Genomic DNA, 12,160 nt, shown 5'->3' on the forward strand with positions numbered 1-12,160 from the left:
CCGTTCTAATTTGGGCCTGAGTTTACTGGTTAGGGTCGACAAAATGAAGAATTTGCCTGGCGCACTGCTGTTATCGCTTGCGCTGACGGTTCCGGCATTTGCCGCCGATCCGCAACCGCAGGATCGGGCCGACGCGCTGCCCGCTGCGCCTTATCTGCTGGCGGGTGCGCCCACCTTTGATATGACGATCGGCCAGTTTCGCGAAAAGTACAATCTGGCTAACCCGGCATTGCCGCTGCTGGAGTATCGCGCCATCGATAATCGCGGTGACAAAAGCAACCTGACGCGCGCCGCCAGCAAGATTAACGAAACCCTGTATGCCTCGACGGCGCTGGAGCCGGGAACCGGCAAAATCAAAACGCTGCAGATTACCTGGCTGCCGCTGCCCGGTCCGGATCAGAGTGCGTCACAGGAGAAAGCGCTGGCCTATATGACCGCTTCGCTGCGCTTCTTCGTCCCGGGTTTAAGCGCTGAAGAGGGGCGTAAAAAGCTGGATGGATTGCTGAAAGAAGGTAAGGGATCGCCCTACTATGCTCACGTCGAAGGCGCGTTGCGTTTTGTGGTGGCTGACAATGGCGACAAGGGATTAACCTTTGCGATTGAACCGGTCAAACTGGCGCTCGCGACCCCCTGATGATGTGGGCAAAAATGACGAAAAGCAAAGCCATCGCCACATTTGATCTCTATACTGTCTGGCAGACAACGCTGCCAGCTGGCAGTGATTTTTCATGTATCGCGTTATGCGGAGGATAGAATGCGACATCCACTGGTTATGGGTAACTGGAAGTTGAATGGCAGCAAGCAGATGACAGCCGAACTGATCGACGGTCTGCGCAAGGAACTGTCCGGCGTTGATGGGTGTGGCGTTGCCATTGCACCGCCAACCGTCTATCTCGAGCAGGCGAAACATGCCATCTCTGGTAGCCACATCGCACTGGGTGCGCAGAACGTAGACGTTAACCTGTCTGGCGCCTTCACCGGTGAAGTTTCTGCCGAGATGCTGAAAGATATCGGTGCGAAATACATCATCATCGGTCACTCCGAACGCCGCACCTACCATAAAGAAAGCGACGAATTCATTGCGAAGAAATACGCAGTGCTGAAGTCAGTGGGTCTGGTACCGGTGCTGTGCATTGGCGAAACCGAAGCAGAAAACGAAGCGGGTAAAACCGAAGAAGTCTGCGCGCGTCAGCTGGATGCCGTGCTGGAAACGCAGGGCGCCGAAGCGTTTAAAGACGCGGTCATCGCTTACGAGCCAGTCTGGGCTATCGGTACCGGTAAATCAGCGACCCCTGCGCAGGCGCAGGCGGTGCATAAATTTATTCGTGATCATATCGCGAAGAAAGATGCGGCGATCGCTGAACAGGTCATCATTCAGTACGGCGGTTCGGTCAACGATAAAAATGCTGCTGAGCTGTTTACCCAGCCCGACATTGATGGCGCGCTGGTTGGCGGTGCGTCACTGAAAGCCGATGCGTTTGCCGTGATTGTTAAAGCGGCAGCAGCGGCGAAAAATGCCTAAGCGCTAATGCGCACCCTGAAGGCGGCTAATTAAGCCGCCTTTTTTATTGGCGAGATCATCTGACAGCGATGATCCTGCACCTCTTCCGCTGAACCACGGTTCAGCAGCAGCCAGTTACGCTCAATCGCCATCAACACCAGCCGTCCGTCAGATAAACCCGCCAGCGCCAGACCATATTTTCCCATCGCCGTACGTGCCTGTGGCACCTCATCCGCCAGACGGATGAAAACGCTTTGCTGTGCCAGCTCTGCGGGCGTCAGCGTGCGCAGCCAGTAGCGATGATTGCGCAGCGTGGTCGCCTGCCACCGCGCCGTAAGCTGCGGCATCAGCTGATCAAGCTGCTGACGCACATCCGGCCGTAAACAGGAGAGATGAATATGGAGCTGGTTCTGGGTGCGGCCGTACTGTGCGTTGATCGCCAGCGAAAGCACCCGATCGTCGATCGGTGAGCCGCGCCGTTGCGCCAGTAACTGGCGTTCATGCCAGGCGAAAGCAAAATAGTTGGGCGTGGTGGTCTTCAACAGCTGCGGGCTTTCAATGCCAGTAATTTTATCGAGCGGGATCAGCAGATATTGCAGCGGGCCGTGAATATCTTTCAGCGTGGCGTAGCGATGCTGCAGATCAACCCGCTGGCAGGGAGCCGGCTCGCCATGCCGCAGCTGATTGGGCAGGCACTTTTCGCTGACGATTTGCCACAGCGCATCGGCGTTTTTTTTGAAATGAAGGGCGGCGGCCAGCATGCCCGCAATCACCAGTATCAGCAGAAACGCAATCAGACCGACTGCGCGACGACGTGGCCGCATAACAATGCTTCCTGTGGGATTCAGCAGCCTGCATCCTCGCCTGGCGATACGCTAATGTCACGGAGAATTGTTTGGGCGGGCCAGCAAATGGCGATGAACGGGAGAGCACAGAGACGCGGCCAGCGCAGGGCGCGCTGGCCGCACCCGATTACGGTTTCATTACCTGGTCGTAGCTGCCGCCATCGGCGAAGTGCGCTTTTTGTGCCTGGGTCCAGCCGCCAAATTTATCCTGAATGGTAAACAGCTTCACTGGCGCAAAGGTGCTGGCGAATTTTTTCGCTACTTCAGCATCACGCGGGCGATAGTAGTTCTGCGCAGCGATGGTCTGGCCTTCTGGCGAGTAGAGATATTTGAGGTACGCATCCGCCACCTTGCGAGTGCCCTTCTCATCCACCACTTTGTCGACTACCGATACGGTGGGTTCGGCCAGAATAGATTCACTCGGCGTAACAATCTCGAACTTGTCTTTACCCAGCTTGTTAACCGCCAGATACGCTTCGTTTTCCCAGGCGATCAGCACATCACCGATACCGCGCTCAACAAAGGTATTGGTTGCGCCACGCGCGCCGGAATCCTGCACTTCAACGTTTTTAAACAGCGCCCGGACGTAGGCCAGTGCTTTAGCCTGATCGCCGTTATTGTGATCCAGTGCCCAGCCCCAGGCGGCCAGATAGTTCCAGCGTGCGCCGCCAGACGTTTTCGGGTTCGGGGTAATCACCGATACGCCCGGCTTGATCAGATCGCTCCAGTCATGGATCCCTTTGGGGTTGCCTTTGCGTACCAGGAAGACGATGGTCGAGGTGTACGGTGCGGAGTTGTCGGGCAGGCGCTGAAGCCAGTTTTTGTCGATACGACCACGCTCGGCAATCGCATCTACGTCGGATTGCAACGCCAGGGTGACCACATCGGCACGAATGCCGTTGATGACCGAGGTAGCCTGCTTACCGGAACCGCCATGAGACTGACGGACCACGACGTTATCGCCGGTTTCCTGTTTGTAGTGCGCACTGAACGCTTTGTTGTATTGCTCATACAACTCGCGTGTCGGATCGTAGGAAACGTTTAATAACTGGATGTCTTTCGCCAGCACGCTGGTTGAGGCCAGCAACAGGGTAATTCCGATACTCCACTTGTTCATTACGCACTCTCCCAATATCGTTATGGGCTAAGCGTGACATAAACCATTACAGAGCTAAAAGAATTAAAAATAAGCTGTTATAACCGTGCGGAATATACAGGCGAGCAGATCGGGCGTGCTGTGCTGCACGCCCGCAGAAGGGATCAGTAAAGCTGTTTAGCGGTATCCAGCCAGTCGCGCTTGAACGGACGCTTCATATTTTCAATCGCGTCGATGATGTCGTGATGCACCATCTTCTCGTTCTGGATGCCGACGCAACGTCCGCCGTAACCCTGCATCAGCAGTTCAATGGAGTAGGCTCCCATGCGTGACGCCAGAATACGGTCGTAAGCACAGGGTGCGCCGCCACGCTGAATATGACCCAGCACGGTTGAACGGGTTTCGCGTTTGGTTTCGGTTTCGATGAAGCGTGCCAGATCGTCGATATCGCAGATATGTTCGGTGATCGCCACGATAGCGTGCTTTTTACCTTTGGCGATGCCGGCTTTGATCTCCGCCACCAGCTCTTCGCGGGTGTAAGGGATTTCCGGCAACACGATAAATTCGCAGCCGCCCGCAATCGCCGCCGCCAGCGTCAGGTCACCGCAATAGCGGCCCATCACTTCAACAATCGAAATACGCTGATGCGAAGAAGAAGTATCGCGCAGACGGTCAATCGCCTCGACCACGGTTTCCAGCGCGGTGAAATAGCCAATGGTGTAATCGGTACCGGCTACGTCGTTATCGATGGTGCCGGGTAAACCGATGCAGGGAAAGCCCATCTCGGTCAGGCGTTTGGCGCCCATATAAGAACCGTCACCGCCAATAACCACCAGCGCATCGATGCCACGCTTTTTCATGTTTTCAATCGCGACCTGACGCACATCTTCATTACGGAATTCAGGAAAGCGTGCAGAACCGAGGAAGGTGCCGCCGCGGTTGATCATATCGGAGACGCTATAGCGATCGAGGTTGATCATGCGATCTTCATACAAACCCAGATAACCGTCATAGATCCCAAAAACTTCCAGTCCTTCACTCAGCGCGGAACGTACCACTCCACGAATAGCTGCGTTCATGCCTGGGGCGTCGCCGCCGCTGGTCAATACACCAATTTTTTTGATCATGACAACCTCTGGATTGTTCAAAACTAAGGGTTAATCCTGCCTGTCGATCGCTGCTGAGCATCATTCTTGCGATTAGCGCGACACGTGATGGCAGATAGTATATCAAAGGCTTGCTGCTGAATTGATTCAGGTCAGACAACTTTTCACTATTTTTTGCAGCAATGTTAGCGTTACGTCATGCCTTTCGTATCAGCTTGATTCATTTAAGTTAAAAACCTAAAGAATCTTCTCTCTCGAACGGTACCACAGAACAGGGATCCTGATGGATAATTACGTCCGAACCGGGAAATTCTTTGCGTAATGCTTTCTCAACCTGGTCGGCAACACGGTGTGCCTGCACCAGCGGCAGCTGATCTTCCAGCTCCAGGTGTAGCTGAATAAATTTGGTGGGTCCGGACTGGCGGGTACGCAGATCGTGTACCCCCTGAACCCGCGGCCACTGCGTCGCTATCGTCAGAATCCGCTGCCGTTCCTCTTCCGGTAACGCGCGATCCAGCAGCGCCTGTACCGCCTCATATCCCATCCGCAGCGCGCTGTAGAGAATGAACACGCCAATGCCCAGCGCAAACAGCGCGTCCGCGCGGGCGAAGCCGTAACCGCTCAGCACCAGCGCGATCAGGATGGCACCATTCATAATTACATCTGACTGATAGTGCAGCATATCGGCCCGGATCGCCTGGCTGCGGGTTTTGCGCACCACCCAGCGTTGAAAGGCCACCAGTATCAGGGTCGAGGCCAGTGCCACCACGGTTACCACGATGCCGACGCCAGGCGCACGGAGTACGTTTGGTGAAGCGAGATGTTGCAGGCCGGTCAGAAACAGGAACAGTGCGGAGCCCGAGATAAACATGCTTTGCGCCAGCGCCGCCAGCGATTCCGCTTTGCCGTGTCCGAAGGTGTGGTTTTCATCCGCCGGTTGCAGCGCATATCGCACCACCAGCAGGTTGGTCAGCGAGGCGGCGATATCGACCAGTGAATCGACCAGCGCAGCCAGCAAGCTCACTGAACCGGTGTACCACCAGGCGAAAATCTTTACGATTAACAGCACAGACGCAAGGATAGTCGCGGCCAGAGCAGCACGCTTTACCAGTCGACCATAAGAGGGTTGCATGCCAGGTTCCGTATGCAGCATCAAGGGAGATGCGCACCCAAATGAAAGAATGGCTAAAGTTTAACACTGCTGTCAGAAGACCGCTTAATTGTGATCAAAGAGAGGGATGTCGGCCGGGGAGGACGCGATAATAAAAACAAGCCCCGACCACAGCAGGAGGACGGGGCACAGTGCTTAACACATCAGGGCCAGCATTATTTCATCTGCCAGCCGCGTCAGGGCGTGAGACAGCAATTACTTTTTGCCGCCTTTTTTTCCTGCTTCTGATGCTTTTTCACGATCGTTTTTGAAATTTCCGCCGCCGCTGTTCTGGCCGCCTTTTTTACCAGCTTCAGATGCTTTCTGCGGATTTTCTGCGAAATTACCTGAACCACCACGATGCTCTGCCATAACTTACTCCGTTAATAGATTCATTCAGGACGACATAATGTGGTTGTTGCTCCCTGAGACTTCGCGAAGACACTTCACTTCCCTGCAGTGACAGGATTAAGTGTAGAAGCTGGACCTGATCCAGCAAGCGCAACGCGGGGAATGCAGGCCGTTGAAAACCCAGGTTAATCTGATGACTTCCGCGCATAAGTTCATATATATCAATGCGTTAATAAATTACCTGCAGCGGCAAATACTCCCGGTGCGCTTAAGCGCAGTCATCGTGCGTAAACAGAGTTAAACGGCGGTGATCGGTAGCGCAGGCTGACTAAGCGCTAATCAAATGGCGTTTTTATTGCGGAGTGATGATTACTGTCAAAGCAAAAAAACCAGTAAAAAGATAAAAAAAACCCCCGCATCATGCGGGGGAAGACAGGGATGGTGTCTATGGCAAGGAAAACAGGGATACTATGTTACTGGTTACTGCTGGTACTACTCACTGCTTGCAGTGATGATGCTGACTGCAAATTCGATAAATGACGCAGCTCATTCAGTCGCTGCTGGTAGTTCTTCTGCAACGTGGCCTGCTGGGCCGGCGTTAGCAGATGAAACATTTGATTCTGTACACGCGCCATCTCGACCTGTTGTTCAACCTGAACTCTGGCGATGGTTTCCGCCTTCTCGCGGATGGCCGTTTCGTTAAATTTGTCTGCAGTCACTAACTCATGCAGAGCGGCGATATCATCAAGACGGACCGCCGGGCGTTCGTGTCGGGCCTGTTGCATCAGGTCACGCATCTGCTGACGCTGCTGTTCGGTCAACTCGATGCCCTCGAACATGTGGCTTTGCGGATTTTGCGTCATACTGCCTGTCGGCAATCCGCCATGATGCATCTCGTCAATCGTCGTCGTATCTTTTGCACCTGCGCTGGCGAGACTGAGAGCCATCGCTGAGGCAAGGACGACGGCGGTTAATGTGCGCATCGTTTACTCCAGTTCGTTCCGTTTTGCGATTCAACGAGAGCCAGTGTACGGCGATAGCTGCAAACATCCGTCAGGGGGTGTAAAACTACGTAAAGCGATGGATAGGTGCGCCAGGAACACGGTATTTTGCCTGCGGAGGGCTACAAAAATGAATAAAATCCTGTTGGTAGATGATGACCGCGAATTAACTTCGCTTTTAAAAGAACTGTTAGAAATGGAAGGGTTTGAGGTGGTGGTAGCCAGCGACGGTGAACAAGCGCTGAACCTGCTTGATAACTCCGTTGATCTGCTGTTACTGGATGTGATGATGCCGAAAAAGAACGGTATCGACACCCTGAAAGAACTGCGACAGCAACATCAGACTCCGGTCATCATGCTGACCGCGCGCGGTAGCGAGCTGGATCGCGTACTGGGCCTCGAACTGGGCGCGGATGACTATCTGCCTAAACCGTTTAACGATCGTGAGCTGGTGGCCCGTATCCGCGCTATTCTGCGCCGCTCTAACTGGAGTGAACAGCAACAGCAGCAGGACAACAGCTCACCGACGCTGGAAGTCGACTGCCTGCGGCTTAATCCGGGTCGCCAGGAGGCCAGCTTTGATGATGTGACGCTGGATCTGACCGGCACCGAATTCACCCTGCTCTATCTGCTGGCACAGCATCTGGGTCAGGTGGTGTCGCGTGAACATCTGAGTCAGGAAGTGCTGGGTAAACGCCTGACGCCGTTTGACCGGGCGATTGATATGCACATCTCCAACCTGCGCCGTAAGCTTCCTGAGCGTCGTGATGGTCATCCATGGTTTAAAACCTTACGCGGCCGGGGCTACCTGATGGTTTCGGCATCATGATTGGCAGTCTGACCACCCGCATCTTTGCCATCTTCTGGTTAACCCTGGCGTTGGTATTGATGCTGGTGCTAATGGTGCCCAAACTCGATTCCCGACAGATGACCTCGCTGCTTGAAAGTGAACAGCGGCAGGGCATCATGATTGAGCAGCACGTTGAAGCCGAGTTGTCACAGGATCCGCCTAACGATCTGATGTGGTGGCGCCGGTTATTCCGTGCAGTAGAAAAATGGGCGCCGCCGGGTCAGCGGCTGCTGTTAGTGACCAGCGAAGGCCGGGTAATCGGCGCGCAGCATAATGAAATGCAGGTTATCCGCAATTTTATCGGCCAGTCCGATAATGCGGATCATCCGCAGAAAAAGAAGTATGGTCGGGTTGAACTGGTGGGGCCGTTTGCGGTTCGGGACGGTGAAGATAACTATCAGCTCTACATGATTCGTCCAGCCAACAGTTCTCAGCTCGATTTCATCAATCTCCTGTTTGATCGCCCCTTATTGCTGCTGATCGTGACAATGCTGATCAGTTCGCCGCTGTTGTTGTGGCTGGCCTGGAGCCTGGCTCGTCCGGCACGTAAGCTGAAATATGCTGCCGATGAAGTCGCCAGCGGTAACCTGCGTCAGCATCCGGAACTGGAATCGGGCCCGCAGGAGTTCCTGGCTGCCGGCTCCAGCTTTAATCAGATGGTCAGTGCGCTGGAACGGATGATGACCGGTCAGCAACGTCTGCTGTCAGACATCAGCCATGAGCTCCGTACGCCGCTTACCCGACTGCAGCTGGCAACGGCGCTGCTGCGTCGTCGTCAGGGCGAGGGCAAAGAGCTGGAGCGCATTGAGATGGAAGCGCAGCGTCTGGATGGCATGATTAACGACCTGCTGGTGCTGTCGCGCACCCAGCATAAAAATGCGCTGGTCAGTGAGGCGATGAAGGCGAATCAGCTGTGGAACGGGGTGCTGGAAGATGCCCGCTTCGAAGCCGAGCAGATGGGCAAGAAGATGGACATACCTTATCCGCCGGGTCCATGGCCGCTTTACGGCAATCCGCACGCGCTGGAGAGTGCGCTGGAGAATATCGTGCGTAACGCGCTGCGTTATTCAAACAGCCACATCAGCGTCAGCTTCTCGGTCGATATCGCCGGTATCACGGTACATGTCGATGATGATGGTCCTGGCGTCAGCCCGGAAGATCGCGAACAGATTTTCCGACCGTTTTACCGTACTGATGAAGCGCGCGATCGCGAATCGGGCGGCACCGGCCTCGGTCTGGCCATCGTCGAAACCGCCGTGCAGCAACATCGCGGCTGGGTTAAGGCCGATGACAGCCCGCTTGGCGGCCTGCGCCTGACGATCTGGTTACCGCTCTACTCCTCCGGTCGACAATAATTTGCTATGCTTCGGCCCTCGTTATCGGGGGCCTTATGCTTAACATTGTGTTGTTTGAACCAGAAATCCCGCCTAATACCGGCAATATCATTCGCCTGTGCGCCAATACCGGCTTTCAGCTCCACCTGATTGAGCCACTCGGCTTTGCCTGGGATGACAAACGCTTACGTCGTGCCGGTCTGGATTATCACGAATTTACCGCCATCAAATTCCACGCAGACTATGCGGCATTTCTGGCGGCAGAATCGCCCGCGCGGCTGTTTGCCCTGACCACCAAAGGCACGCCAGCGCACAGCGCAGTGCAGTATCAGGCCGGGGATTATTTACTGTTTGGTCCGGAGAGCCGCGGATTGCCGGCTGAGATTTTGCAGGCCTTACCGGCACAGCAGAAGATTCGTATACCGATGCAGGCCGAAAGCCGCAGTATGAATCTGTCGAATGCGGTCTCGGTGGTGGTGTATGAAGCGTGGCGCCAGCTCGATTACGCTGGCGCACTGATTAAAGGCTAGATGCCGTCGCCAAACTGAAAGCCCGCCAGGCTGCCGTTGAAGTGCTGATCCATATCCATTGACGGCTTATCACTGCCGGGTTTACCCACGATGCGCGCAGGCACGCCTGCGGCGGTGGTGTGCGGTGGCACAGGCTGCAGGACCACGGAACCCGCGCCGATTTTTGCTCCGCGTCCGACCTCAATGTTGCCGAGGATTTTCGCCCCGGCACCAATCATCACCCCTTCACGGATTTTTGGATGACGATCGCCGCTGGTTTTGCCGGTCCCGCCGAGCGTAACTGACTGCAGGATCGAGACATCATTCTCAACCACTGCCGTTTCACCAATCACAATGCCGGTCGCATGGTCGAGCATGATGCCGTGACCAATGTTAGCGGCAGGATGGATATCAACCGCAAATGAGACGGAAATTTCATTCTGCAGATAAACCGCCAGCGCACGGCGTCCCTCGTTCCACAACCAGTGGCCGATACGGTAGGCCTGTAAGGCGTGGAAGCCCTTAAGATAGAGCAGCGGCGTGGAATATTTGTCCACCGCCGGATCGCGCTGACGGACCGCCTGAATATCATAGGCGGCTGACAGAATCATCGTGGGGTCTTCGCGATACGCTTCTTCGACAATTTCACGGATGGCGATCGCGGGCATAATCGGATTGGCCAGCTTATTAGCCAGCATATAACTCAAGGCACTACCGAGATTCTCATGCTTAAGCAATGTCGCGTGGTAAAAGCTGGCCAGCATCGGCTCACAATCAGCCAGGGCTCGCGCTTCTGCTTTGATATTATTCCAGACCAGTTCTAACTCATCAGACGACATTGCTGTTTTCTCCCGATAAAAAAAGCGCCTGAATGGGCGCTACAGGTGATGACGCTACGCTTCCTGCTTTAGCTATTGCTGTTTTCGTCCTTCCTTGTCCGCCCCAGCAGGCTTAATGCTGCATCCCGCGCGGGTTTTTCGCAATACAACACCTGATAAATCTGCTCGGTGATCGGCATTTCGACGCCGACACGCGCAGCTAACGCTCTGACTTCTTTGGTGTTTCGGTAGCCTTCTACAACTTGTCCGATAATGCGTTGCGCGCTATCTACATCCTCACCTTGTCCCAGCATCATGCCAAAACGACGGTTGCGCGACTGATTATCGGTACAGGTCAGTACCAGATCGCCCAATCCCGCCATGCCCATAAAGGTAGTGGGATCGGCACCCAGCGCCGCGCCAAGACGGCTCATTTCCGCCAGCCCGCGCGTAATTAATGCGGTACGTGCATTGGCACCAAAACCGATGCCATCCGAAATACCGGCACCGATAGCAATCACGTTTTTCACCGCCCCGCCCAGCTGTACGCCGATAAAGTCAGGGTTGTTGTAAACGCGAAAACTTTTACCACAGTGCAGCTTCTGCTGCAGATCGTCAGCAAACTGCGCATCGGTCGCCGCCAGTGCAATCGCGGTCGGTAAACCTGCCGCCAGCTCTTTCGCAAAGGTCGGGCCAGAGATCACTGCCAGCGGAATCGCCTCGCCAACGATCTCACGCGCCACATCCTGCAGCAGACGTCCGGTCTCTTTTTCCAGCCCTTTGGTCGCCCAGACAATACGCGAATCGGCACGCAATTCCGGCTTGATCTGCTGCAGCACATCACCAAAGACGTGACTCGGCACCACAATCAACAGATCGCGGCTGGCCGCAATGGCTTTCGCCAGGTCCGGCTCAAGGGAGAGATTATCAGGGAACGGCACATCGGGCAGGAAGGCGGTATTACAGCGGTCAGACTGAAGTTGCGCCAGGTGCGCCGGGTTATGTCCCCACAGCAGCACCGGATGGCCGTTACGGGCCAGGGTAATCGCCAAAGCGGTGCCGTACGAGCCGGCACCGATGACGCTAATCGAAGCGTGAGTAGTCATCAGGCATCCTGATGTGGTTCGGCGCCTTCTTCACCTTGCTGCTGCTGCAGGTAGTTCATGAACAGCGCATCAAAGTTAACCGGCGCCAGGTTCAGCTGCGGGAAAGTACCACGTGAAACCAGGCTGGTAATGCATTCGCGGGCATACGGGAACAGGATGTTCGGGCAGTAAGCACCCAGGCAATGGGCCATCTGCGTGCCTTCGATACCGCTGATAGTGAAAATACCGGCCTGCTGAACTTCACACAGGAAAGCGGTCTCTTCACCCACGGTTGCGGTTACAGTCACACGCAGCACGACTTCATAAACTTCGTCAGCCAGTTGAGAAGATGCAGTATCCAGATCCAGTTTTACGTCCGGCTCCCACTCTTTCTGGAAAACCTGCGGCGCGTTAGGCGCTTCAAATGAGATATCTTTGGTGTATACGCGCTGAATCTGGAATTGCATTTCGTTAGTGTTGTGTTCTGACATGTGACCAGGTCCTATAAGTGAGA

Annotated in this window: 14 protein-coding genes; 5 read left to right on the forward strand and 9 right to left on the reverse strand. The window is 54.9% G+C overall.

What is annotated here, in order from left to right; genetic code table 11:
• Window positions 1-43 precede the first annotated feature (43 nt).
• Both ABIB18_RS20355 and tpiA read left to right on the forward strand, forming a co-directional pair.
• Entirely contained in the window at window positions 44-634 is a 591-nt protein-coding gene (locus ABIB18_RS20355) for a DUF1454 family protein (RefSeq protein ID WP_031375608.1), read from the forward strand.
• A 120-nt stretch (window positions 635-754) separates the two neighbouring features.
• The gene (tpiA, locus tag ABIB18_RS20360; protein WP_031375607.1) at window positions 755-1,522 is read left to right on the forward strand and encodes a triose-phosphate isomerase; all 768 of its coding nucleotides are present in this window, start codon (window positions 755-757) and stop codon (window positions 1,520-1,522) included.
• Between the two features lie 29 nt (window positions 1,523-1,551).
• Here the strand turns inward: tpiA and ABIB18_RS20365 are convergent, their stop codons facing one another.
• The 6 genes from ABIB18_RS20365 to cpxP all read right to left on the reverse strand — a co-directional run bounded on the left by ABIB18_RS20365 (window position 1,552) and on the right by cpxP (window position 7,032).
• The gene (locus tag ABIB18_RS20365) at window positions 1,552-2,325 is read right to left on the reverse strand and encodes a CDP-diacylglycerol diphosphatase (RefSeq protein WP_354475461.1); all 774 of its coding nucleotides are present in this window, start codon (window positions 2,323-2,325) and stop codon (window positions 1,552-1,554) included.
• A 148-nt stretch (window positions 2,326-2,473) separates the two neighbouring features.
• Window positions 2,474-3,463 carry a sulfate ABC transporter substrate-binding protein gene (locus ABIB18_RS20370; protein WP_031375606.1) on the reverse strand — a complete coding sequence of 330 codons (990 nt, stop codon included), beginning with the start codon at window positions 3,461-3,463 and terminating at the stop codon, window positions 2,474-2,476.
• Between the two features lie 143 nt (window positions 3,464-3,606).
• Complete coding sequence (gene pfkA, locus ABIB18_RS20375) at window positions 3,607-4,569, reverse strand: 6-phosphofructokinase (protein ID WP_046289520.1); 963 nt, start codon at window positions 4,567-4,569, stop codon at window positions 3,607-3,609.
• Between the two features lie 208 nt (window positions 4,570-4,777).
• Window positions 4,778-5,680 carry a CDF family cation-efflux transporter FieF gene (fieF, locus tag ABIB18_RS20380; protein ID WP_031375604.1) on the reverse strand — a complete coding sequence of 301 codons (903 nt, stop codon included), beginning with the start codon at window positions 5,678-5,680 and terminating at the stop codon, window positions 4,778-4,780.
• Window positions 5,681-5,914: 234 nt separating this feature from the next.
• On the reverse strand, window positions 5,915-6,070 hold the full coding sequence (locus ABIB18_RS20385) for a con-10 family general stress protein (RefSeq protein WP_031375603.1): 156 nt from the start codon (window positions 6,068-6,070) through the stop codon (window positions 5,915-5,917).
• Between the two features lie 452 nt (window positions 6,071-6,522).
• Window positions 6,523-7,032, reverse strand: a complete 510-nt coding sequence (cpxP, locus tag ABIB18_RS20390) for a cell-envelope stress modulator CpxP (protein WP_031375602.1) — start codon at window positions 7,030-7,032, stop codon at window positions 6,523-6,525.
• A 148-nt stretch (window positions 7,033-7,180) separates the two neighbouring features.
• On the opposite strand from cpxP, the gene cpxR reads away from it, so the two are divergent.
• The 3 genes from cpxR to trmL are packed head-to-tail and all read left to right on the forward strand — an operon-like array spanning window position 7,181 to window position 9,764.
• Window positions 7,181-7,879, forward strand: coding sequence for an envelope stress response regulator transcription factor CpxR (gene cpxR / locus ABIB18_RS20395; RefSeq protein ID WP_031375601.1), 699 nt, complete (start codon window positions 7,181-7,183; stop codon window positions 7,877-7,879).
• Window positions 7,876-9,255 carry an envelope stress sensor histidine kinase CpxA gene (gene cpxA / locus ABIB18_RS20400; RefSeq protein WP_031375600.1) on the forward strand — a complete coding sequence of 460 codons (1,380 nt, stop codon included), beginning with the start codon at window positions 7,876-7,878 and terminating at the stop codon, window positions 9,253-9,255. The genes cpxR and cpxA overlap by 4 nt, the downstream gene beginning before the upstream one ends.
• Before the next feature lie 35 nt (window positions 9,256-9,290).
• Entirely contained in the window at window positions 9,291-9,764 is a 474-nt protein-coding gene (gene trmL, locus ABIB18_RS20405; protein WP_031375599.1) for a tRNA (uridine(34)/cytosine(34)/5-carboxymethylaminomethyluridine(34)-2'-O)-methyltransferase TrmL, read from the forward strand.
• Here the strand turns inward: trmL and cysE are convergent.
• From cysE to secB, 3 genes are all read right to left on the reverse strand, one after another.
• Window positions 9,761-10,582 (reverse strand): serine O-acetyltransferase, encoded by an 822-nt coding sequence (gene cysE / locus ABIB18_RS20410; RefSeq protein WP_046289519.1) that lies wholly within the window; start codon window positions 10,580-10,582, stop codon window positions 9,761-9,763. The two genes, trmL and cysE, sit on opposite strands and share 4 nt — an antisense overlap.
• Window positions 10,583-10,650: 68 nt before the next feature.
• Window positions 10,651-11,667, reverse strand: a complete 1,017-nt coding sequence (gene gpsA, locus ABIB18_RS20415) for an NAD(P)H-dependent glycerol-3-phosphate dehydrogenase (protein ID WP_031375598.1) — start codon at window positions 11,665-11,667, stop codon at window positions 10,651-10,653.
• Entirely contained in the window at window positions 11,667-12,137 is a 471-nt protein-coding gene (gene secB / locus ABIB18_RS20420; RefSeq protein WP_031375597.1) for a protein-export chaperone SecB, read from the reverse strand. Before secB ends, gpsA begins: the two co-directional genes overlap by 1 nt.
• Window positions 12,138-12,160: the final 23 nt, after the last annotated feature.

The organism is Pantoea sp. UYEF8 (genome assembly GCF_040546285.1).
Lineage (GTDB): Bacteria > Pseudomonadota > Gammaproteobacteria > Enterobacterales > Enterobacteriaceae > Pantoea > Pantoea brenneri.

Excerpts from the sequence above, each read along its gene's own strand:
- trmL (WP_031375599.1), top strand. The coding sequence starts at position 9,291 with ATGCTTAACATTGTGTTGTTTGAACCAGAAATCCCGCCTAATACCGGC.
- secB (WP_031375597.1), bottom strand. The coding sequence starts at position 12,137 with ATGTCAGAACACAACACTAACGAAATGCAATTCCAGATTCAGCGCGTA.
- ABIB18_RS20370 (WP_031375606.1), bottom strand. The coding sequence starts at position 3,463 with ATGAACAAGTGGAGTATCGGAATTACCCTGTTGCTGGCCTCAACCAGC.
- ABIB18_RS20385 (WP_031375603.1), bottom strand. The coding sequence starts at position 6,070 with ATGGCAGAGCATCGTGGTGGTTCAGGTAATTTCGCAGAAAATCCGCAG.
- tpiA (WP_031375607.1), top strand. The coding sequence starts at position 755 with ATGCGACATCCACTGGTTATGGGTAACTGGAAGTTGAATGGCAGCAAG.
- ABIB18_RS20355 (WP_031375608.1), top strand. The coding sequence starts at position 44 with ATGAAGAATTTGCCTGGCGCACTGCTGTTATCGCTTGCGCTGACGGTT.
- cpxR (WP_031375601.1), top strand. The coding sequence starts at position 7,181 with ATGAATAAAATCCTGTTGGTAGATGATGACCGCGAATTAACTTCGCTT.
- gpsA (WP_031375598.1), bottom strand. The coding sequence starts at position 11,667 with ATGACTACTCACGCTTCGATTAGCGTCATCGGTGCCGGCTCGTACGGC.
- cpxP (WP_031375602.1), bottom strand. The coding sequence starts at position 7,032 with ATGCGCACATTAACCGCCGTCGTCCTTGCCTCAGCGATGGCTCTCAGT.
- fieF (WP_031375604.1), bottom strand. The coding sequence starts at position 5,680 with ATGCAACCCTCTTATGGTCGACTGGTAAAGCGTGCTGCTCTGGCCGCG.
- cpxA (WP_031375600.1), top strand. The coding sequence starts at position 7,876 with ATGATTGGCAGTCTGACCACCCGCATCTTTGCCATCTTCTGGTTAACC.
- pfkA (WP_046289520.1), bottom strand. The coding sequence starts at position 4,569 with ATGATCAAAAAAATTGGTGTATTGACCAGCGGCGGCGACGCCCCAGGC.
- cysE (WP_046289519.1), bottom strand. The coding sequence starts at position 10,582 with ATGTCGTCTGATGAGTTAGAACTGGTCTGGAATAATATCAAAGCAGAA.
- ABIB18_RS20365 (WP_354475461.1), bottom strand. The coding sequence starts at position 2,325 with ATGCGGCCACGTCGTCGCGCAGTCGGTCTGATTGCGTTTCTGCTGATA.